General features: G+C 39.6%; 19 protein-coding genes. 13 read left to right on the top strand and 6 right to left on the bottom strand.

Translation table 11 applies throughout. The features are described from left to right. Positions 1-64 precede the first annotated feature (64 nt). Entirely contained in the window at positions 65-790 is a 726-nt protein-coding gene (locus tag PVK79_RS17910; protein ID WP_076923520.1) for a cytidylyltransferase domain-containing protein, read from the bottom strand. Between the two features lie 186 nt (positions 791-976). On the opposite strand from PVK79_RS17910, the gene pseI reads away from it, so the two are divergent. The 5 genes from pseI to PVK79_RS17885 are packed head-to-tail and all read left to right on the top strand — an operon-like array spanning position 977 to position 6455. Further along, positions 977-2026, top strand: coding sequence for a pseudaminic acid synthase (gene pseI, locus PVK79_RS17905; RefSeq protein ID WP_182718191.1), 1050 nt, complete (start codon positions 977-979; stop codon positions 2024-2026). After that, the gene (locus PVK79_RS17900) at positions 2023-3111 is read left to right on the top strand and encodes an FkbM family methyltransferase (RefSeq protein WP_257326279.1); all 1089 of its coding nucleotides are present in this window, start codon (positions 2023-2025) and stop codon (positions 3109-3111) included. Before pseI ends, PVK79_RS17900 begins: the two co-directional genes overlap by 4 nt. Continuing rightward, entirely contained in the window at positions 3111-3353 is a 243-nt protein-coding gene (locus tag PVK79_RS17895; protein ID WP_076923517.1) for an acyl carrier protein, read from the top strand. Before PVK79_RS17900 ends, PVK79_RS17895 begins: the two co-directional genes overlap by 1 nt. Before the next feature lie 2 nt (positions 3354-3355). Then, entirely contained in the window at positions 3356-4939 is a 1584-nt protein-coding gene (locus PVK79_RS17890; protein ID WP_257326278.1) for a hypothetical protein, read from the top strand. Further along, entirely contained in the window at positions 4929-6455 is a 1527-nt protein-coding gene (locus PVK79_RS17885) for a class I adenylate-forming enzyme family protein (RefSeq protein WP_182718188.1), read from the top strand. Before PVK79_RS17890 ends, PVK79_RS17885 begins: the two co-directional genes overlap by 11 nt. A 5-nt stretch (positions 6456-6460) precedes the next feature. Here PVK79_RS17885 and PVK79_RS17880 read toward each other — a convergent pair whose 3' ends face one another. From PVK79_RS17880 to pseB, 3 genes are read right to left on the bottom strand one after another with little or no spacing between them, the layout of a single operon-like run. Next, complete coding sequence (locus PVK79_RS17880; RefSeq protein WP_182731005.1) at positions 6461-7597, bottom strand: Gfo/Idh/MocA family protein; 1137 nt, start codon at positions 7595-7597, stop codon at positions 6461-6463. A gap of 56 nt (positions 7598-7653) precedes the next feature. Beyond that, a complete protein-coding gene (gene pseC / locus PVK79_RS17875; protein ID WP_145239433.1) occupies positions 7654-8808 on the bottom strand; it encodes a UDP-4-amino-4,6-dideoxy-N-acetyl-beta-L-altrosamine transaminase in 1155 nt (384 codons plus the stop codon). Next, the gene (gene pseB, locus PVK79_RS17870; RefSeq protein ID WP_145239431.1) at positions 8805-9806 is read right to left on the bottom strand and encodes a UDP-N-acetylglucosamine 4,6-dehydratase (inverting); all 1002 of its coding nucleotides are present in this window, start codon (positions 9804-9806) and stop codon (positions 8805-8807) included. The genes pseC and pseB overlap by 4 nt, the downstream gene beginning before the upstream one ends. A gap of 211 nt (positions 9807-10017) precedes the next feature. Between pseB and PVK79_RS17865 the strand changes: the two genes are divergently transcribed. Both PVK79_RS17865 and PVK79_RS17860 read left to right on the top strand, forming a co-directional pair. Further along, positions 10018-10803 (top strand): flagellin N-terminal helical domain-containing protein, encoded by a 786-nt coding sequence (locus PVK79_RS17865; protein WP_182734913.1) that lies wholly within the window; start codon positions 10018-10020, stop codon positions 10801-10803. 163 nt (positions 10804-10966) lie between these two features. After that, positions 10967-12403 carry a sigma-54 dependent transcriptional regulator gene (locus PVK79_RS17860; RefSeq protein ID WP_145239424.1) on the top strand — a complete coding sequence of 479 codons (1437 nt, stop codon included), beginning with the start codon at positions 10967-10969 and terminating at the stop codon, positions 12401-12403. 412 nt (positions 12404-12815) lie between these two features. On the opposite strand, the gene PVK79_RS17855 is transcribed toward PVK79_RS17860, so the two are convergent. Continuing rightward, positions 12816-13931: an IS630 family transposase gene (locus PVK79_RS17855; RefSeq protein ID WP_257324033.1), complete on the bottom strand. Its 1116-nt coding sequence runs from the start codon at positions 13929-13931 to the stop codon at positions 12816-12818. Between the two features lie 59 nt (positions 13932-13990). On the opposite strand from PVK79_RS17855, the gene PVK79_RS17850 reads away from it, so the two are divergent. After that, entirely contained in the window at positions 13991-14242 is a 252-nt protein-coding gene (locus tag PVK79_RS17850) for a LexA family protein (protein ID WP_149983453.1), read from the top strand. Between the two features lie 57 nt (positions 14243-14299). Here PVK79_RS17850 and PVK79_RS17845 read toward each other — a convergent pair whose 3' ends face one another. Next, on the bottom strand, positions 14300-14887 hold the full coding sequence (locus PVK79_RS17845) for a DNA-3-methyladenine glycosylase I (RefSeq protein ID WP_257326277.1): 588 nt from the start codon (positions 14885-14887) through the stop codon (positions 14300-14302). 140 nt (positions 14888-15027) lie between these two features. Between PVK79_RS17845 and PVK79_RS17840 the strand changes: the two genes are divergently transcribed. The 5 genes from PVK79_RS17840 to fliG all read left to right on the top strand — a co-directional run bounded on the left by PVK79_RS17840 (position 15028) and on the right by fliG (position 20895). After that, the gene (locus tag PVK79_RS17840; RefSeq protein WP_145239418.1) at positions 15028-16140 is read left to right on the top strand and encodes a sensor histidine kinase; all 1113 of its coding nucleotides are present in this window, start codon (positions 15028-15030) and stop codon (positions 16138-16140) included. Further along, entirely contained in the window at positions 16137-17615 is a 1479-nt protein-coding gene (locus PVK79_RS17835; protein WP_182731009.1) for a sigma-54-dependent transcriptional regulator, read from the top strand. The genes PVK79_RS17840 and PVK79_RS17835 overlap by 4 nt, the downstream gene beginning before the upstream one ends. 178 nt (positions 17616-17793) lie before the next feature. Then, positions 17794-18126, top strand: a complete 333-nt coding sequence (gene fliE, locus PVK79_RS17830) for a flagellar hook-basal body complex protein FliE (RefSeq protein ID WP_145239413.1) — start codon at positions 17794-17796, stop codon at positions 18124-18126. Positions 18127-18146: 20 nt separating this feature from the next. Beyond that, on the top strand, positions 18147-19862 hold the full coding sequence (gene fliF / locus PVK79_RS17825) for a flagellar basal-body MS-ring/collar protein FliF (RefSeq protein ID WP_145239410.1): 1716 nt from the start codon (positions 18147-18149) through the stop codon (positions 19860-19862). After that, a complete protein-coding gene (gene fliG / locus PVK79_RS17820; RefSeq protein ID WP_145239407.1) occupies positions 19855-20895 on the top strand; it encodes a flagellar motor switch protein FliG in 1041 nt (346 codons plus the stop codon). The genes fliF and fliG overlap by 8 nt, the downstream gene beginning before the upstream one ends. Position 20896 lies beyond the last annotated feature (1 nt).

Below are 20896 nucleotides of genomic sequence, written 5' to 3'. Positions count from 1 at the left end.
TATTCTCTAATTCTTTGGTAGTCATAAATATAATGTTCAATGACATACAATTATTATGCCTAACTTAAGTAGATTTTTGCTCTACATGTTTATTTATATCGGTGATGTGAGGGTTTTCCTTTAATGTTTTTATTAAATCATTATAGGAAAAATCTACTTTATTCAAAAAATGCTCATAAACAGCGGTAATTGCTTTGTAATCGTCTGGTTCATCAAGTGTTAGGCGAAAGTGGCTATAATCTTCATACGCACTGAATGTGTGAGTCGTTATAGTATTAAATTTTGCCATGCCTAACGTAACATGCTCACGATCGTCCGGTGATGTTGCTTTTAGATGGGTATTCTCTAGTAAATCAAATGAAAATGCGCAGCAGTCAAGTCCTCTAGGGTAACCACTATGAGGACCTAAATTAACCATGTCATAGGTTTGAGTCACTCTTTCATTAATCACTTTGTTACATAGCTCTTCATCAATCAGTGGACAATCACTCGTTAGCCTAACTATGGTTGTAGATGATTGAGCATTATAATGTTTAGCAGCCAGATAATAGCGGCTTAGTACGTCTTGTGTATCCCCTTGGTAGGTTTTAATATTCAGCTGTGTGCATAAATCCAAGATAGGCTGCTCAGTGCCATCATTAGTTGTTGCGACAATGATTTGATCGTGCCAGTTTGGTAAGCGTTCAAGCATAATTTGTAACACTGGTTTGCCACACAGCGGCAACATCACTTTGGCAGGCAATCTGGTTGATGTCATACGTGCTTGAATTATTATTAATACATCAGACATGGTCACTGGTAATCGTAATTATTATTGAGATAAATATAGCAAATCATTACACTCTTGCACATAACTTAAAAGTTAAAATCCTTTTGGATCAATATAGTTTATCAAATTGTAAGCTATTGTAGATAATTAGGTATGAAATTTGCTTTGATTTAATGATTTTTTGACAGTGCAATTTAAGGGGCGCAAATGGCGTTTAATTCTGAAATTACCATCGATGGTAGAAAAATTGGGCCAGGTCATCCTGTGTATATTATTGCCGAAATGTCAGCAAACCATGGTCAAAATTTAGAGCAGGCGAAAGCGTTAGTTAGAGCCGCAAAAGAGGCCGGAGCTGATGCGATAAAGTTACAAACTTACCGCGCAGATACTTTAACAATGGATTGTAAATTACCGCATTTTGAAGCAACAGGTCCATGGCAAGGACAATATTTATATGATTTATACGAAGGGGCATATATGCCATGGGATTTTCACGCCCCTTTAATTCAGCTGGCGAATGAAATCGGTATCACTATTTTTTCTTCACCATTTGATGATTCTGCAGTCGATTTATTGGAATCTTTTGATTCACCTGCATATAAAATAGCTTCGCCAGAGTTGATCGATCATGACCTCATTCGAAAAGTTGCTGCGACTGGAAAGCCGGTGATTATGTCAACAGGTGGAGCAACGCTTGCTGAGATTGACGAAGCTGTGAAAGTTGCTCACCAAGCAGGAGTAACAGATTTAGCTATATTGAAATGTACAAGTAGCTACCCAGCTCCCCCGCAAAGCATTAATTTAAAAACAATCCCTCATTTAGCAGATGTTTTTAAAGTACCAATAGGCTTATCGGATCACACATTAGGTAACCATATACCTGTCGCCTCTGTAGCTATGGGGGCGACAATTATAGAAAAGCATTTTGTGATGAGTAAAGAAGATGAAACGGCTGATAGCTTTTTTTCCATGACACCAGATGAACTTGAAGATTTAGTTCAAGGAGTTAGGCAAGTTGAGTTGGCTATTGGCAGTGTACATTTCCCTAGTGAGCCCAGTAAAGCAAGGCGTTGCCTATTTGCAGTGAGGGATATTGCTGCTGGTGAAGTTTTGAACAAAGAGAATGTGGTCAATCTAAGGCCTGGTGTAGGTGAGCTGATGCCAAAGGATTTAGGATTTATAACGGGCAGACTCGCAACGAAAGCGATTAAAAAAGGTATGCCTTTGACTTGGCATCACGTTGGAGCGATTAAATGAACTATCTAATTTACGGAGCGGGTCATTTTGGAGAATGTTTTTATAGAATTTTAGTAAAGCAAAAGCTACAAGTTAATGGGTGGATCGATCAACGTTTAGTTAGCCAGATGAAGTATAATTTACCTATTTTTGATGAGCATACAGCTGATCGTAATATGACAGTCATTGTTGCAGTAACGCCGTTAGTTAACTCTAATAGAGGGCAAATCAAAGAGCGCCTACAAGAGCTCGGTTATAATAATGTTCTTGGCTTTTTTGAGGCTGCACGAGAGTTCCCAGAAGTGTTTAAGGAATATGCACAGCTAGAGCATTTATGGATGCGCACAAGTCATCATGATATGTTGAATTTACCAAGTATTAAGTGGTTACGAGCGCGTTTGGGGGATGATAAAAGTAAAAATATATTAGATAAATTGTGTGCTTTTAGGGCATCCCTTTCTATTGATGACTACCCTGAACCGGATAGAAAAATTGAGTACTTCCCAGATGATATACCTTTCAATTTTCAATCACCAATTCGTTTTATCGATTGTGGTGCTTATACTGGGGATACAGTAGAGGCGTTTGTAGAACTTCATAAAAAAAATATTATAACACTTGAGCATATTTCCTCATTTGAACCCGATACAAATAATTATCAAACACTTACAAATACACAAAACAGGCTAAAGAAAAATAATCCTGAAATTTCTTTTCAAGCATTCCCTTCGGGTGTTTGGAAATGTGTTGATTTACTTAATTTTAATCAAGGGCAAACAAGCTCCAGCAATATTATACAAAGTGAAGTTATAAATGATTCTTCAGTATCTGTTGTTGATTTAGACTCAACTTGTCAAGCTATGGATATAAACTATATAAAAATGGACATAGAGGGGGCCGAATTAGCTGCTCTTGAAGGTGCCAAAAATTTAATTCAAACCCAACAGCCTGTGCTAGCTATTTGTGTTTACCATAAACCGAAAGATTTATGGGAACTCCCTCAATTTATCGATCAATTGCAGCCTAATTACGATATGTATTTACGAGTACATGAACATTTAGGGTTAAGCACCGTTTTGTATTGTATTCCAAAAGGTTCTCATTAATGAAAAATCAACTTATTAACTTTTTATATCAGTTTTTTACAGACAGAGGTTGCGCTGTTGATATTGATAATATTTTAGAGCTTTCATTCAAGGATGATATAGCTTTGGATTCATTTGAGATTCTGACATTAGTAATGCAGATTGAATTGACTTTCGGTATAAAAATTGAACCTCAGGAATTGCTTGATCCAAAGACGAATTATGTGAGTGGATTTGTTGATATGGTTATGGCAAAGCAATAATTATGTTTGCAATTCGTATCACTAATAAGCAAGACAATGGCATTGGTCATTTAATGCGAATGAAACATTTGGCTTCTGCATTAAAACAGCATCAATTAGGTGTCCACATAATTCTTGATGATTTATGTCAGTTTAGCCAAACGCTGTATGCAGATTTTAAAGTGGCTGATGTTCATTGGCAAAATTATGAAGAGGACGCACTTTTAACAATTAATTATATGCATCAGAATAGTTTATCGCATTTAATAGTTGATAGTTATACTTTACCGCATGAATACGAGCAGTTGATAAAGAAATCCGGTTTTACCTTAACCGTTATTGATGATAACGAGCGACAACATACTTGCGATTTTTTGATTGATTATAAATGGGTAGGACCGAATACAAAGAGCCGTTATGAATCGCTAGTACCGACTGATTGCGTTCGTCTTTTAGGCCCGAATTATTGTATTTTAGATCCCACATATCGTACCGTTGAAAAGCACTCTTCGGAGTCAGATCTTCCCGTTCGAGTTTTATTTTCATTAGGTGGCGGTGGTGATCTTTTTATTCTAAAAAGAATCTTTGATGGATTACCAAGAGCCATTCAAGCAAATGTTCTTTTTGATATAGTGATAGGTCCCTATGCAACGAATAAAGATACTATGTATGCTATTGGGCAAGAGTTTCCAAATATTAATATTTTAGAGAATGTAACTTGCCTGAAAGAGTATTATGAAAGATCCTCACTTTTTGTGGGTGCATTAGGCACCTCTTTTTATGAATGTGCTGCGACTAAAACACCAGCGATTACTTTTTCTCTTGAGGATAACCAGACTAATGATATTGATATCTTGGAGTGGTTAGGTCACTACCTCCATATTAATGATGTTTCTATTGATGATTTTTTGCGATTAGGAGAGTTAATTGATATCGCTCTTAGTCAATTACCAAGATTACAATTGCTGGTAGCCAAAAGAAAAGTATCGGTTGATGGCGAGGGGGCACGGCGAATAGCTAAAGCTCTTGTCGGTGAGAAGATATCAACAAATTGTTTTGCTATTGCTGAGCAGCACTGCGAAGTAAAGACTGAATTAACAGATAATTTGGTTGTTTGCCAAGTTGATGATACCCATATAAATAGTTATTTATCGGCTAGAAACTTACCTAGCAATAGCGTGAGAATGACTGTGCAGAATGCTATTAAGCCATTGGAACATTATTTATGGTGGTTTAATCAATCACGTTTTAACTTTGTGATTACAGAGCGAGAAGGCAGTAGACAATCTCAAAGTTTGTATATCTGGCATAATTTATATAAAGATAAGTATTTATATGGCGGCTGGTTTTCTTGTAATCAAGATCTTTCCTTGCCCATAGCTATGATCGCCTTACAATGGCAACTTGAGTTTTGTAAAGCGAGTCATCCCAATGCTATTTGGCTTGCGGTGATCCACAAAGATAATAAATTCGTCAATTTGCTAAATAAATATATGGGGTTTGTCTCAACGCCTATCGATTCAATTGAATATGCAACAACGCAGCAATTATTCCCTTTAGCCGATGAGCAGTTTAATTTTGTAATGTGGGACCCAAATGCACAATAAAAATATATACCAGCTTGTTCAATCACATACGGTTACTCAACCTGAGAAAATTGCGTGTATATATCAACAGACCCAAATTAACTACCAACAACTAATAAATAAGGTTGATTCTTTAGCTGCTGGCCTGACTCAGTTAGGAATTAAGCAAGGACATAAAGTTGCGTTATTTTGTCCAAATAACCTCGAGTTTACATATTGTTTATTAGCTGCGGCTAAACTGGGTATTGCGCTTGCGCCATTACCACTAACTCTTAAAGGACAGGCTTTATCAAAAGCGTTACAAGTAGCTGATTGCGAGTATGCTATAGCATGGATAAGTGTGGCTGAACAACTTGTTAATAATGATGTTTTAGCTACCGACAATATAATTACGATAGGTGGCAATAGTGATAACTTGATTGATTTGGTCAATGTAATGTCTGCATCCACGGCGCAATATGATGAGTTTCCAGTAGAAAATATCAATTTACCTTATATTCTTACCATGACTTCAGGTTCTACTGGTCAACCTAAGCCAATAGTATTTACTCAAGCGACTAAAATTGTTCGCGCATTTGATGCGACGGCTCAGTATTACCAATTAGATAAAAGCGATGTTGTGTTGGTTTCAACACCTTTATATCATTCACTTGCACAGCGCTCTTTACTGATGCCACTAATGTTGGGCGCAAGTGTAGTTATTTTACCCAAGTTCTCAGTTAATGCTTGGCTTGATGCAATCAATACTCATAAAATTAGTTTTTTATTTGCTGTTTCAAGTCAACTAAAGGCCTTGATCCCAGAGTTAGCAAAAGCGCAGTTAACAAGCTTGAAGTGTGTTGTATCATCTTCTGCAACGCTTGAAAGCGACGACAAAAAGTCACTGTTATTAGCCTTGAATTGCCGTTTTCATGAATGTTATGGGGCATCAGAAATGGGGGTGATCAGTGATTTTGATATAACCGAGCCGAATGTACCGATCAATAGTGTAGGTAAGCCTTTACCAAATCTGAAAATAAAAATATGTGATGCTGAACGTAATACTTTGTCTAATGGTAATATCGGTGAAATAGCTTGTCGCTCACCAACTGCGTTTGCACAATATTATAACTTACCAGAGCAAACTGCGCAGAGTTACGACAGTGATGGTTATTTTTTTACTGGTGACCTTGGTTATTTGGATGATGATAATTATCTTTATTATGTTGGTCGAACAAAAGAAGTTATTAAATCGGGCGGGATCAATGTTTACCCGAGCGATATTGAGTTGGTAACTAATTACTTACCTTGGATTGCTGAGTGTGCTGCTTTTGGAGTAAGTGATGATAAATTTGGAGAAGTCATTTTATTATCTTTTGTTTGTAATGATACTGCGCCAGTGAATGCAAAAATGCAGTTGCAAATGCATTTATTCAAAGAACTTACTGACTATCAGCAACCGCGAATTTTGTTTGAGATGAAAAGACTGCCAAAAACCGAAATGGGTAAAATCCATAAACCGAGTATCAAGCAGGCATATCTAGAGAGTTGTAATTAAGCGTATTACACGCTTTCCCAGCCAAGTGTTTGTGTCGAACGTTTAGCAGCAGCAAATAACTTTAAGCCATCTGCGGCGTGTTCTAAACCAAATACGTATGGTTGGTTATTTTCTTGCCCTAGTTGAAAACATTGTAAATCTTCAGCGATGTCGCTGTATAAGTTTGCAAATGCTTCTACAAAACCAGTGGGGTGGCCTGGTTTCATGCGGTTATATCTAAATTGGTGGGCGTAGTCGCACTGACCCGCTCGGTCTAATATCTCTCGCCTACCATCATTAAAATTTAGTTCTAACTCATCGGGGTTGAGCTGTAACCATTTAGCACTTCCGGTATCTCCATACACTCTGATCTGTAAACCGTTACGATGACCAATAGCCGTTTTTGACATCCACATGCTGCCTTTGACGCCACTGGCATACTTTACTAGCATTTGTACGTCATCGACTAAATTAGCATATTGAGAGTGGTTACTAAATTCAGCTAATGTGTGAGTTGGTTCCTCACCCAATAAAAAGCTACTTAGGTGATGAAGGTGAACACCTAAATCTAAGCAAATGGTTGGTACTTCAGCATCTCGCAGACGCCACGCCTGCGGTTGTGATGTTTTTCCCGCGATATCGGGGGGGCGGCGAAAGCCTTCTTGCGGCATTTCTAAGTGAATTTTTTGAATTGTTCCCAGCTTTCCTGAATTTATTAAATGCTTTAACTCACGTACCATTGCATAGCCACTGTAGTTAAAAGTAACAGCTAAAAATTGTTTCTTTGGATCATAATAAGGGCGAAGAGTTGCAATTTCTCGTGGTCCACAAACCATCGCTTTTTCACAGATTACGGGTAATTTTTTTTCGAATAAATACTGTAAAACTTCTAAATGATGTGGTGTTGGAGTGAGCACTACAAAAGCATCAATGTGACCCTTTTCAGCTTCGACCATTTCTTTCCAATCTGCGTAAACACGTTCTGCTGGGATCCCCCAATGAATACCTGTAGCTTGATTATTTTCTTGATTACGACAAAAGGCACCGGCAACAACTTGAAATTTATGATCCATGTGAGCTGCGCAAAAGTGCACATAACCAACAGCTGACGTGTTACCCCCGCCAATAAAAGCAAGTTTGAAAGTCGGGTGAGTTTGTAACATAGTTGCCTCAAGGTTCATTAAATAATATGTTTATATCGTCAAAAAGGTTGAAAACTTTAATTTAAGATTTGCTGTAGAGTGTTCAGTACAAAATGCACTTCTTGCTCTTTCAACGATGGATGAAGAGGAAGGGTGATAGCACCTTGATAATATTTTTCAGCATTAGGGAAGTCACCAACCTTAAAGCCTAGAGTTTGATAGTATGGCTGTAAATGTATTGGAATATAATGAACGTGGCCAATGATCCCAGCTGCTCGAAGCTGAGTTACAGCGTTTTTATGACGAGTTGTATTGCTATTATTTAGTTGAATTATGTACAAGTGATAAGCGGAATAACAGGTATCAATTTGCTGTAATGGACGAACCAAATTTAAATCAAGATGTGTATCATATATTTTAGCAAGGTGATGTCGCTGCTTAACAAATTCGTCAACTTTACTTAGTTGGCTAAGCCCTAACGCTGCGTGTAAATCAGTCATACGATAATTAAAGCCAAGCTCGATTTGCTGATAGTACCAAGGTCCATGACTTGCATCGGTCATTTCACTTTCATCTGATGTGATCCCATGGCTTCTTAATCGTTTTAAACGCTTTGCTAAATTATCATCATTTGTAACCGCCATACCGCCTTCAGCTGACGTGATGATTTTCACAGGATGAAAGCTGAATACGCAAATATCTGAAAACTCACAATTACCAACAGGTTTATCTAAATATTTAGCACCAATGGCGTGAGAGGCATCTTCGATAATTTTAAAATCATATTTAGTAGCGAGCTGATGAATGGCTTGCATATCGCATGATTGACCCGCCAAGTGTACCGGTATGACAACTTTAGGTAAGCAGTTATTTTTTTCTGCTAGGATCAGCTTCTGCTCAAGTTCCTTAATCGACATGTTGCCGGTATCTAAGTCAATATCAACAAAGTCAATCTTAGCACCACAATAAAGTGCGCAATTACTTGATGCTACAAAAGAAATAGGAGATGTCCAGACTATATCGTTTTCTCCAACGCCTAATGCTAGGCATGCGATATGTAACGCCGATGTTGCACTATTTACTGCAATGCCATGCTTTACTTTACAGTAACTAGCAATGCCAGCTTCAAATGCAGGTACTTTAGGACCTTGCGTGAGCCAGTCAGATTGTAAAACATTGAGTACCGCATCAATATCTGCTTGGTCAATAGATTGCTTTCCATATGGGATCATAAAAGTGCCTGAATATTAAAAGCTGCTATTTCTTCTATTGTCAAAAAGTGGGGGTTACTTAAAGAACTATACTCAAACCCGACTTCAACTTTTTTACCGCGCTCATTTAATGCGTTTGTATCAAAACTATTGCTGCGACTACTAAATTTAATACCAGGTGCAATCACAAAATGATCATCAAATTCGTAGGTATCAAAACACAAATCAGAAGGGCACATCACCTCATGTAATTTTTCACCCGGGCGAATACCAATATTTTTTTGTGGCAGGTTTGGTGCCATAGCTGTTGCTAAATCTGTAATACGAATTGATGGGATCTTGGGAACAAAAATTTCTCCCCCTAACATCCTCTCAAAGTTAGTTAAAACAAAATCAACACCTTGTTGTAGGCTTATCCAAAAGCGGGTCATTTCTTCATGGGTGATAGGGATATGGTCGCGGCCTTGGTCAATAAACTTTTGGAAAATAGGCACTACTGAACCGCGCGAGCAGACTACATTACCGTAGCGAACAACTGAAAATGTGGTGCGATTACCACCGGCAATATTATTAGCGGCAACAAACAATTTATCGGATGCTAATTTTGTCGCACCATATAAATTAATTGGGTTGGCTGCTTTATCAGTAGAAAGCGCAATGACTTTTTCAACATTATTATCTAAGGCAGCATCAATGACATTTTCCGCACCATTGATGTTAGTTTTGATGCATTCCATCGGGTTATATTCTGCGGCAGGGACCTGTTTAAGAGCTGCAGCATGAATAACGTAATTTACTCCACGCATTGCACGGCGTAAGCGGTCTTTGTCGCGTACATCACCGATGAAGTAACGCATACATGGTTGATCAAAGTCTTGCTGCATTTCAAATTGTTTTAACTCATCACGAGAGAAAATAATTATTTTTTTTGGCTTGTATCGCTCAAGTAACGTTTTTACGTATTTTTTACCGAATGATCCGGTACCACCGGTAATTAAAATTGTTTTGTTATCGAACATAGTTTTACCCAAGTTATTTATCATTGGCGTAGTTATAGTAAAAAAGTTAAATACGCAAAAAGTGAAATTTAATACACTGCTCAGTACTTTACCTATTAACAGAGTAGGTTAGCAAGCACGATGCCAAGTTAATTTAATTAAACAATGGTACAAAGTGCAAAATTTGGCAAATTAAGCTATAATTTAACCAATCAGCGTGTCGGAGCCTGTTATGAAAATTCAATCACCAGCAACTAGTTTTTTAAACCAAACACAGCAAACCAGTAACAAGCTTGCAGAGCAACTTGCTACGGGTAAAAAAGTCAACTCTGCGGCAGATGATGCCGCTGCATTACAAATAATTAATAGATTAACATCCCAGCAAGACGGTTACAGCCAAGCGGTGAATAATGCCTATGATGGTATTTCTTATTCGCAAGCGACCGAGTCAAACTTGTCGGGTGTCAACGATGCTGTCTCGCGTATTCGTGAATTATCTATCCAAGCAGGTAATGGGGCATTAAATGATAATGACCGTGCTGCTTTGCAAGAAGAAGTAGTGCAGTTACAAAGTCAAATTACAGAGACGTTTGAAAATGCTAATTTTGCAGGAAAACCTATGTTTGATGGTCAGTCGGTGTCGTTTCAGGTTGGTCCAGATGCGAATGCAAATCAAACGGTTACTCCTTCGGACGGTAGTTTTGCATCAGTAATATCAACAATTGATATTTCTACTCAAGCAGGTGCTCAAGCTGCAATTGATATTAGTGACCAAGCGGCGGACGAAATTAACGCCCAGCGAGCTGAACTTGGTGCTTTTCAAAATACTTTGGCAAGTACCATTAAAGGCTTAGGAACTCAGCAAGAAAATATTGCCGCGAGCCAAAGTCGAATTCAAGATACCGATTATGCTCAGGCGGTTTCACAGCAAGTATCAAATGATATTTTAGCACAAGCGTCAGTTGCACTGCGTGGACAAGCCAACCAATCGGCTGAATCTATTTTAGGCTTGCTTTAATATTAAAGATACTGCGGTAATTCTTAAGTATTACTTGCAATTAGCTAAGCGTCTATTTTTTGGCATGGTTGTCAAAAAACTGCCGCTTAGTGCTTGCATCCCTCTCAAACTCGCTTACAATTTAAATTATTAATAGCTTGTAGTAACTGTGGTTCGCTAAATAATGATCTTGATCTTAGATAATAATAATAATCGTGCGATTGGTTTACATGCTGCGCTTACCTTTATTGGTGAGGCAGTGCAACTGCTTGATGATGCAAGCCTTGAACAAGAATGTGAAAAATACCAAAAGCAGTCATGTATGGTGATCCTCGGCGCATTACAAAGTTTAGATCATGAGAGCGTGATCAAGCGCCATCCAACAATACCATTTCTATTAATTGGTGAAACCCTTAAACCACTGTTGAGCATTGCCAATGTAGTTGGCCTTATCTGTGAACCTTTTAACCATGATGTAACGACTCAATTACTGCATGATTGCCAACAGTATCAACGGATGTTACCAAATGAGCATAAACACGCAAAACCGCACAAAACCTTTGATGGCTTAGTTGGTGAAACTGAAGCGGTTAAAGATGTACGCTTTTTAATTGAACAAGTTGCTAAAACGGACGCTAATGTATTAATTTTAGGCGAATCAGGTACTGGTAAAGAAGTGGTTGCTCGTAATGTTCATTTACTATCAAAACGTAATACAGGGCCATTTGTACCCGTTAACTGTGGGGCGATACCTGCGGAGCTGTTAGAAAGTGAGTTATTTGGTCATGAAAAAGGCGCGTTCACTGGTGCTATTTCAGCGCGTAAAGGCCGTTTTGAACTTGCCCAAGGTGGGACGCTTTTTTTAGATGAAATTGGCGATATGCCGCTGCAAATGCAAGTAAAGTTATTACGAGTGTTACAAGAGCGCAGCTATGAGCGGGTTGGTGGTACAAAACCAATTCAAGCGGATGTGCGGGTGATTGCTGCAACACACCGTGATCTTGAAAAAATGATAGAGCAAGGAAGTTTCCGCGAAGATTTATATTATCGACTCAATGTTTTTCCTATCGAAAACCCATCACTTGCAGAACGTGCTGATGATATTCCATTATTATTAAAAGAGCTAATGCGCCGTATTAATGAGCAAAGTGGTACTACCGCTAAATTTACCGAGCGCGCAATTGATAGTTTAAAAGAGCATACATGGCCGGGTAATATTCGCGAGTTAGCTAACTTAGTTGAGCGTATGGTGATCATGCTGCCAGATAAAGTGGTTGATATTCCAGACCTACCAGCAAAATATCGTTATATTGAAGTTGATGCTTATGAACCACAATATCCCGAAGAGCTTATGGAGCGTGATGCTTTCAATGATATTTTCAGTACTGGTTTTAGTGATTACGACGATGAGCCAGAAGTTGAAGCAATTCAGCCATCAGCAGACCTTTTACCCGACGAAGGGATTGAGCTAAAAGATTATTTAGCTGAGCTGGAAATTAGCCTGATCACTCAGGCCTTAGAGCGTTATGATTATGTCGTAGCGCGTGCTGCGGAGATCTTGGGTGTACGCCGCACAACCTTAGTTGAAAAAATGAAAAAATATAACCTATCACGAGATTAACACGTGCTAAGTTGCTAATATTTTACTTCGCAATATCAGTAATCACAGAGTGTGGTCGTCGTTTACGGTGATAAGTTCATTGACGCGCTAAAGCACTACCTACCATTTCGGTGCTTGCAAATAGTTACTTAATTTTTACCACCGAGGCGCTGCGCGCTACACGGAGCTGAAGGGCTAGGACCCTAATCCCTTCCTCTTTGAACTCGGAGTTCTCTGTGGTGGATCAATCATTTAAAGATCTTTTGCACAAAGAGAAGTGAATGAGAGCAAATGAGCAGATAAAAATATATATAAATCTTTCGCGGCTGAAGCCTGCTTATATGTGGGTTAAGCATTTGTAGGAAATGGCTTCAGCCATTAATTCCCAGACGCTAGATTTTAGGATCCTAGTACTTCGTCACACAAATTTTGACTAGTTGAGAGCACCGTAAGCTCTCTCTAGTTTTTCACGTGCTGAATCAACATTAAACATCCAATTTATACTGGCGCCTTCTTTATTTCGGCGCCATTCCCACGCCGTGAGCTCTGTCTTTAACTCTTCCATACTTGCTATGCGCCGATCTAAGCATTGCTTATTCATATTGCCAATTTCTATCTCGACCATATTCAACCAACTCGCATGTTTAGGTGTGTAATGGAACTCTATTTTATTTAAAATACGTCGTGCTTCTTGCGGTGAAAATGCTTTATATAACGCACCTTCCGTATGAGTCGATAAGTTATCTAGCACGACACGAATTTTATTCGCATGTGGGTAGTGTTCATCGACTAAGTCCTTCATACAGTGTGCAAAATCAACTTTCGTTTTCCTCTGTGTTGCTTTAACGTGTCGCCAACCCCGATGACGGTCAAAGAATACAAATAAGTTAGCCACGCCAACCCGTTTATATTCATAATCTAGGCGTTTTACCTGTCCCTTTTTCATCGGTTGTACTGGCCGTGTATCATCAACAAGTTGCTTCATCGCCTCATCAAAATTAATAATGGGATTGAGCTCATCCGCTGGCTCAGCATATAATTCAAGTACATGCTCCATTCTTGCAATATACTCAGCGTCCATTGTTGCCACACACCACATCTTTTTTTGCCATGGCTTTAACGCATTTTCTTTAAGGCGTCTACGAACCGTTTCATATGAAATACTGTCTAAATCCGTTAATGTTATTAATCGCTCGCCAAGTAACGCTAATGTCCATCGGCAGTGTCCTGTTGGCGGCTCAGAACAGGCTGTGGCTATTAAAGTTACTTCATCTTTCGCGGAGGTTTTTCTCATAGCACCACTTCGTGCACCTTCATTTAAAGCGGCTTCTAAACCGTCTTCGACAAACTGACGTTTGACTCGAAATACAGTTGAAGAGCTCACTTGAACCGCTTCACATATTTGATCTGTTGTATATCGACAACGGTCCGCTTTTAATAAAATGGCGGCTCGTTTGTACTTTCGAACATTGACCATGCCTTTTTTGCAGTAGTTAACTAATTCGCATTTTTCTTCTGCTGATAATTCAACAATATACTTTCGGTTCATAACAATATTAAATGAGTAAATATGAGTTAAAGGATCGTCAATTAGGATAAAAGTTCATTATGAATAAAGAAGAGTTGCCGTCGTTCACTGTGAAACAAGGGCAGTATTTGGCATTTATTTATTACTACACAAAAGTGAATGGTGTTGCACCTGCTGAAAATGATTTTGAGCGTTATTTTGGAACTGCATCATCAAGTGTTCATGCAATGATTTTAACGCTTAAAAAGAAAGGGTTCATCACTTCAACTGCTGGAAAAAGCCGAACGATAAAGCTATTGATAGGAATAAATCAGTTGCCTGAATTTAAGTAAGGCAACTGATCAGAACTTCTGTGAACGAGTACTAGTCACTTTTCTAGCTCTTAACACCTAGTATTTTTCAATAATCTCTGCTTTACGAAAACAATCATTACTGTGATCATTCACCATACCACAGGCCTGCATATGGGCGTACACTGTGGTTGGGCCTAAAAACTTAAACCCCCGTTTTTTTAAATCTTTTGCAAATGCAGTTGAGGCCTCGGTAATTGCAGGGTAGTCACTAAGTTTATCTAACTCATTCACTAACGGCTTACCACCTACAAATTGCCATTGATAGTTACTGAAGCTGCCAAATTCTTGCTGAATTTCAATAAAACGTTTGGCGTTATTTATGGTTGCTACAATTTTTAAACGATTACGTATAATTGTTTCATCAAGCATTAATCGTTCAACATCGTGCTCGTTCATTTGTGCGACTTTTTCTACATCAAAATCCAAAAATGCACGACGATAGCCATCACGTTTCTTTAAAATCGTATACCAACTTAATCCTGCTTGTGCTGATTCCAGAGTAATAAATTCAAAAAGTGTTTGGTCATCATATACTGGGATCCCCCATTCATCATCGTGATAGGCAACATAGTCATCTTTACTGATATCGAGCCAAGGGCAGCGACATAAATTTGTTGAATTCATAGTGTCTCCTTGCTTTGCTTATTTTAGTTTGTCATTTTTTTGTCGCGTTATTTATACGCTAAGCAAATGAAATTAATCAATATAATTGTTGGTACAATTTGTGCATTTAGCTAGTTAGATCCTGTAAACGAGAATGCATTATGGCCCTAGCTAATGTCTTAAAACCACAATTTATCACAGCGACCCAGTATAACCCATGCTTACTGCAAGAAGAGTACATTGGTGAGTTAAGTGAATTACGCCAGCAAGCCAGTTGGTTAAGTCATTTAGTAGATACAATGCCTGCGGGTGTTGTGGTGCTTGATGGTCGCGGTTTGATCGCTAAAGCTAATCAAATTGCAACAGACATGCTAGGGGAGCCACTCGAAGGTGAAAAGTGGTTCAGTGTGATCCAGCGCTCGTTTCGGCCCCAACAAGATGATGGCCATGAAGTATCGCTAAAAGATGGACGCTTAATTAAGTTAGAAATAACGGCATTAGCGCCAGAGCCAGGGCAATTAATCTTAATGACTGACTTAACCGAAACGCGTCGTCTACAAACACGCGTTGCACATATGCAGCGTTTAAGTGCATTGGGTAAAATGGTGGCATCTTTGGCACATCAAGTGCGAACACCACTGTCTGCTGCGATTTTGTATGCCGCTAATTTAGGTTCAAAGCGGTTACCCGAAAGCTCTCGAGGCAATTTTCATACTAAGTTAATGTCGCGTTTAAAAGATCTCGAAACCCAAGTAAACGATATGTTGTTGTTCGCAAAAAGTGGCGATCAGCAAGTTGTTGAACATGTTTCCATGCAGCAATTATTAACTGAAGTGAAAACTGGCGCTGATGCTATGGTCGCACTTAATAATAGTGAACTTCAGGTCAGTTTACCTGAGCCTGATATCGAGATAATGGGCAATAAAACTGCGCTTGCCAGTGCCATTCAAAACCTTATTCACAATAGTATTCAAGTCATTGGCAGTAATGCACTCGTTCAATTAAGTGCGCAGCGGGATGCGAGTGACCCCGAGCTAGTGTGTATTACTGTAAGTGATAATGGCCCTGGGGTCGATTTAAGCTTACTTGATAAATTATTTGAACCATTTTTTACTACGCGAAGCCAAGGCACCGGTTTAGGCTTAGCGGTGGTTAGTTCAGTCGCAAATGCACACCAAGGACGAGTTGAAGTAACGAACAATGCTCAAGGCGGAGCCTGCTTTAGTTTACTGTTACCTATTTGTACAAAGTCAACATCGGCGGAGGCAATATGAACAACACGATTTTAGTGGTTGAAGATGATGCAGGGCTTCGTGAAGCCTTGATTGATACGCTTGAAATGTCTGGAATAGATTGCGTTGCGGCTGACAGTGCCGAGCAAGCTATGGTGCTACTTAAAAAAGACAGCTTTTCGCTGGTCGTGAGCGATGTGCAAATGGGCGCGATGAGTGGTCTTGATTTACTGCGCAGCATTAATCTTAATTACCCTGATCTACCGGTTTTAATGATGACAGCGTATGCGACTATTGATGATGCTGTTGAGGCTATGCGGTTAGGGGCAATTGACTATATGGCCAAACCGTTTGCGCCCGAAGTGCTACTTAATATGGTAAGCCGCTATCTACCTGAGCCAGAAAAAGAAACTGACGGGCCGATTGTCGCTGATCCGAGTAGTATTCAGCTATTAGAACTTGCAAGTCGGGTTGCTAAATCGGATGCCAGTGTGATGGTGCTTGGTCCTAGTGGCTCAGGTAAAGAAGTACTCGCACGCTTTATCCATGATAAATCAGATCGCGCAGAGCAGCCATTCGTCGCAATAAACTGTGCTGCGATCCCTGAAAATATGCTCGAAGCTACATTATTTGGCTACGAGAAAGGCGCGTTTACTGGTGCGATTCAAGCTTGTCCGGGTAAATTTGAGCAAGCACAAGGTGGCACAATTTTACTTGATGAAATCACTGAGATGGATTTAGGCCTACAGGCTAAGTTACTACGCGTATTACAAGAACGCGAAGTTGAACGTTTAGGTGGTCGCAAAACTATTAAGCTGGATGTGCGTATTTTGGCTACCAGTAACCGTGATTTAAAAGAGGCTGTGGCTAAGCACCAGTTTAGAGAAGATTTATATTATCGATTAAATGTATTTCCGTTGATGTGGCGTCCACTTTGTCAACGTCCAGGCGATATTGTCGTGTTGGCAAAGCATTTAATTGAACGTCATCTCAATAAAAGCAAAGAGCCTATCGCTGTACTTAGCGAACCGGCAGAGAAAAAATTATTAGCTCATACTTGGCCAGGTAATGTGCGTGAACTGGATAATGTGATCCAGCGTGCGCTGATATTACGCCACGGTGATATGATTGACGAAAGTGCTATTTTTATTGAAAATTTAACCCAGACTCCTCTAACTGCGGCTTTATCAGCAAGTTTAGTGCCGGCTAATTCAGCACCAGAAAGCACTACTTCGGCGGTTACAAGTTCACCAACTAATGATGCTTATTATGATCTGCAAGCGCCAGCAATAAAAGCCACAGCACAACGCAATCAGCTGCGTGAAGAATTACCAAGCTTGGATTCGGGAAGTTACAAAGATGAACTTAAAGATAAAGAGCATAGAATTATTTTAGAAACCCTAAATCGTTGTCAAGGCAAGCGTAAAGATGTAGCTGAAACATTAGGGATCAGCCCACGAACATTACGTTATAAATTGGCTCAAATGCGTGATTTGGGGATCACCTTACCTGCTTAAGCCTCTATAATTTTTGTTTTCCTTCACTATTTAATTTACGCTCAGCCTTGCTGGGCGTAAACTTGTCAAAACTCTGACAACTAAAATAAATCTTAAGTTTCTGATATTTATTGGTTTATTAGTTGGCATGCTTTGTGCTTTATTAAGTTATTAGTAAACTGCATCGTCAGAGACAATTATGAAAATTCAAAACAGCGCATTATTTCAAGAAATGCAATCTATGGCTCTCGAAGCTGGTCGTAGTAATCAAGTAAACAAATTACCGACGCAGGCGCAGCCTACTTCGAGCGCCCAATTTGGCGATTTGTTAAGTGATGCACTCAATACAGTGAATGGCCTTCAAGCTGATGCGAAACAAAAAGTCGTAGCGGTTGAAATGGGCGATCGAAATGTGTCATTAGCGGATGCAATGATCGCATCACAAAAATCGTCAGTTGCCTTTGAAGCTACGGTGCAAGTTCGTAACAAACTTGTAGAAGCCTATAAAGAAATCATGAACATGCCTGTTTAACTAGGTAGTGGAGAATTATTGTGGCGCAATCTAATCAATCAACAGATCTTGCTTTGGCCGGCGGCGGTATCGACCAAACTGATAATGACGATCAACAAGAACAAAAGTCAGGCTATTTAAGTGCATTAAACGGCGTTGATGTATTGCGTCAGGTTACTCTAATTATTGCATTAGCGATTTGTTTAGCGATTGCTATTTTTGTGATTATTTGGGCACGTCAACCAGATATGCGTCCACTTGGAAAAATGCCAACGGAAGAGCTAATTCAAACGCTCGACTTTTTAGATGCACAAAAAATTGACTATCAACTTGATGGCAATGTGGTTTCTGTTCCTGAAAATGAATATCAAAATATTAAATTGTTAATGACCCGCGAAGGTATTGAGCAAGCGCCGAACTCGGGTACTGATATTATCATGCAAGATATGGGTTTTGGTGTTAGTCAGCGTTTAGAGCGTGAACGTTTAAAGCATGGTCGTGAACAACAACTAGCGCGTACGATTGAGGAACTACAAAATGTCACGCGTGCTAAAGTATTATTGGCAATACCGAAAGAAAATGTTTTTGCTCGTCGTGAGAAAAAACCATCCGCAACAGTGGTATTAACTTTAAAACGTGGTCGTATGCTCGGTAGTGAAGAAGTGGACGCCATTGTTGATATTATTGGTTCAGCAGTGCAAGGTTTAGAGCCGTCACGAGTAACTGTAACAGACCAAAATGGCCGATTACTTAATTCAGGATCGCAAAGTGCGTTAGCTGCTCGCTCACGCAAAGAATACGATATTGAACGTAAACGTGAACAAGAATATCTAGATAAAATAGATGGTATCTTAATGCCAGTTATTGGTATGGGTAACTACACTGCACAAGTCGATTTAAGTATGGACTTTAGTGCGATTGAAGAAACTCAAAAACGCTACAACCCTGATTTACCGGCGGTACGCAGTGAAACCACCTTTGAAGAAAACAACATCGGCGGGTTAGCTATCGGTATTCCTGGCGCGCTGACAAATCAGCCTCCAACAGATTCAAATATTCCTGAAATTGCCGGTCAAGGTGGTGCAGGCTCTGGTTCATCACCCAGTCGCACTCACAAAGAAGCGACACGTAACTATGAACTTGATACTACTATCTCCCACACACGTCAGCAAAGTGGTGTTATTCGTCGAATTAGTGTGTCTGTGGCAGTCGATTATGTGGCAAAAGTGGGTGAAAATGGTGAAACGACTATGGAGCCTCGCTCAGTTGAAGCACTGTCAAATATTCGTCGTTTACTGCAAGGTGGTGTGGGTTTTGACTTACAGCGTGGTGATGCATTAGAAGTAGTGACAGTACCGTTTGTACGTGAACCGATGGACTTAGCTATTGAAGTGCCACTGTGGGAACAAAACTGGTTTATGAAAGTTGTGCGTTTAGTGCTTGGCGCATTGGTTATTATAGTGCTAATCATGGCGGTGGTTAAACCTATGCTGAAACGCTTGATTTACCCAGATGATACCCTTGAAGAGTATGATGATGATGCGCTTAGTTCTGGTGTAGATATTGGTGATAACACCCTAGATATGCTAAATAAAGATTTTGATTCTGCTTCGGTTGGCTTCTCAAGTGATGGTACACTACAGTTACCAGACCTACATGGCGATGAAGACTTATTAAAAGCTGTTCGTGCCTTAGTAGCAAATGAGCCAGAACTCTCCTCACAAGTTGTGAAAGCGTGGTTAACTGAAGATGACTGATCAAGAACAAAAACAACTGCCAGCAGCGTTTGATGTTGATAAATTAGACGGTGTAGATAAAGCCGCAATTTTATTGCTAAGCTTATCCGAAGAAGATGCAGCGCAAATATTAAAGCACCTTGAACCTAAACAGGTGCAAAAAGTGGGTATGGCAATGGCGGCGATAGATGATCTATCGCAAGCCAAAATCAGTGCCGTGCACAATTTATTTATAGAACAAATACAAAGCTTTAGTACGATTGGCTTCCAATCAGAAGATTTTATCAAAAAAGCGCTTACTGCGGCACTTGGTGAAGATAAAGCGGCAAGCCTGATAGATCAAATTGTTATGGGATCTGGTGCCAAGGGTCTTGATTCATTGAAATGGATGGACTCAAAGCAGGTTGCCAATATTATTCGCAATGAGCATCCGCAAATACAAACTATCGTTTTATCGTATTTGGAGCCTGAGCAATCGGCCGAAATTTTAGCGCAGTTTCCTGAAAAAGTGCGCTTAGATTTAACCATGCGAATCGCCAACCTTGAAGAAGTTCAACCTGCGGCTTTACAAGAGTTGAACGAGATAATGGAAAAACAATTTGCCGGACAAGCTGGTGCGCAAGCTGCAAAAATGGGCGGCTTGAAAGCGGCGGCAGATATCATGAACTACCTCGATACTAATATTGAAGGTCAGTTGATGGATTCTATCCGTGAGCATGACGAAGAGATGTCGCAACAAATCCAAGATTTAATGTTCGTATTTGAAAACTTAATGGATGTTGATGATCGTGGTATTCAAGCTATCTTGCGAGAAGTCCAACAAGATGTACTGATGAAAGCCATCAAAGGTACTGATGATGCATTGAAAGAGAAAATCCTCGGCAATATGTCAAAACGGGCTGCAGAGATGCTTGCTGATGATTTAGAAGCAATGGCACCTGTGCGGATCAGCGAAGTTGAAGCCGCGCAAAAAGAGATTTTATCTACGGCACGTCGTCTCGCTGATTCAGGTGAAATTATGCTTGGTGGTGGTGGTGGTGAGGAGTTCTTGTAAA

The organism is Pseudoalteromonas rhizosphaerae (assembly GCF_028885455.1).
GTDB classification, from domain to species: domain Bacteria; phylum Pseudomonadota; class Gammaproteobacteria; order Enterobacterales; family Alteromonadaceae; genus Pseudoalteromonas; species Pseudoalteromonas rhizosphaerae.
The sequence above is the reverse complement of the archived record's forward strand: the minus strand, read 5'-3'. Positions and strand labels throughout refer to the sequence as shown.

What these genes read in the sequence shown, in the direction of transcription:
- PVK79_RS17890 (WP_257326278.1), top strand. Translation starts at nt 3,356, where the DNA reads ATGTTTGCAATTCGTATCACTAATAAGCAAGACAATGGCATTGGTCAT.
- PVK79_RS17855 (WP_257324033.1), bottom strand. Translation starts at nt 13,931, where the DNA reads ATGAACCGAAAGTATATTGTTGAATTATCAGCAGAAGAAAAATGCGAA.
- PVK79_RS17850 (WP_149983453.1), top strand. Translation starts at nt 13,991, where the DNA reads ATGAATAAAGAAGAGTTGCCGTCGTTCACTGTGAAACAAGGGCAGTAT.
- PVK79_RS17880 (WP_182731005.1), bottom strand. Translation starts at nt 7,597, where the DNA reads ATGTTACAAACTCACCCGACTTTCAAACTTGCTTTTATTGGCGGGGGT.
- PVK79_RS17840 (WP_145239418.1), top strand. Translation starts at nt 15,028, where the DNA reads ATGGCCCTAGCTAATGTCTTAAAACCACAATTTATCACAGCGACCCAG.
- PVK79_RS17885 (WP_182718188.1), top strand. Translation starts at nt 4,929, where the DNA reads ATGCACAATAAAAATATATACCAGCTTGTTCAATCACATACGGTTACT.
- PVK79_RS17895 (WP_076923517.1), top strand. Translation starts at nt 3,111, where the DNA reads ATGAAAAATCAACTTATTAACTTTTTATATCAGTTTTTTACAGACAGA.
- PVK79_RS17910 (WP_076923520.1), bottom strand. Translation starts at nt 790, where the DNA reads ATGTCTGATGTATTAATAATAATTCAAGCACGTATGACATCAACCAGA.
- PVK79_RS17845 (WP_257326277.1), bottom strand. Translation starts at nt 14,887, where the DNA reads ATGAATTCAACAAATTTATGTCGCTGCCCTTGGCTCGATATCAGTAAA.
- fliG (WP_145239407.1), top strand. Translation starts at nt 19,855, where the DNA reads ATGACTGATCAAGAACAAAAACAACTGCCAGCAGCGTTTGATGTTGAT.
- PVK79_RS17865 (WP_182734913.1), top strand. Translation starts at nt 10,018, where the DNA reads ATGAAAATTCAATCACCAGCAACTAGTTTTTTAAACCAAACACAGCAA.
- pseC (WP_145239433.1), bottom strand. Translation starts at nt 8,808, where the DNA reads ATGATCCCATATGGAAAGCAATCTATTGACCAAGCAGATATTGATGCG.
- pseI (WP_182718191.1), top strand. Translation starts at nt 977, where the DNA reads ATGGCGTTTAATTCTGAAATTACCATCGATGGTAGAAAAATTGGGCCA.
- fliE (WP_145239413.1), top strand. Translation starts at nt 17,794, where the DNA reads ATGAAAATTCAAAACAGCGCATTATTTCAAGAAATGCAATCTATGGCT.
- PVK79_RS17860 (WP_145239424.1), top strand. Translation starts at nt 10,967, where the DNA reads ATGATCTTGATCTTAGATAATAATAATAATCGTGCGATTGGTTTACAT.
- pseB (WP_145239431.1), bottom strand. Translation starts at nt 9,806, where the DNA reads ATGTTCGATAACAAAACAATTTTAATTACCGGTGGTACCGGATCATTC.
- PVK79_RS17900 (WP_257326279.1), top strand. Translation starts at nt 2,023, where the DNA reads ATGAACTATCTAATTTACGGAGCGGGTCATTTTGGAGAATGTTTTTAT.
- PVK79_RS17835 (WP_182731009.1), top strand. Translation starts at nt 16,137, where the DNA reads ATGAACAACACGATTTTAGTGGTTGAAGATGATGCAGGGCTTCGTGAA.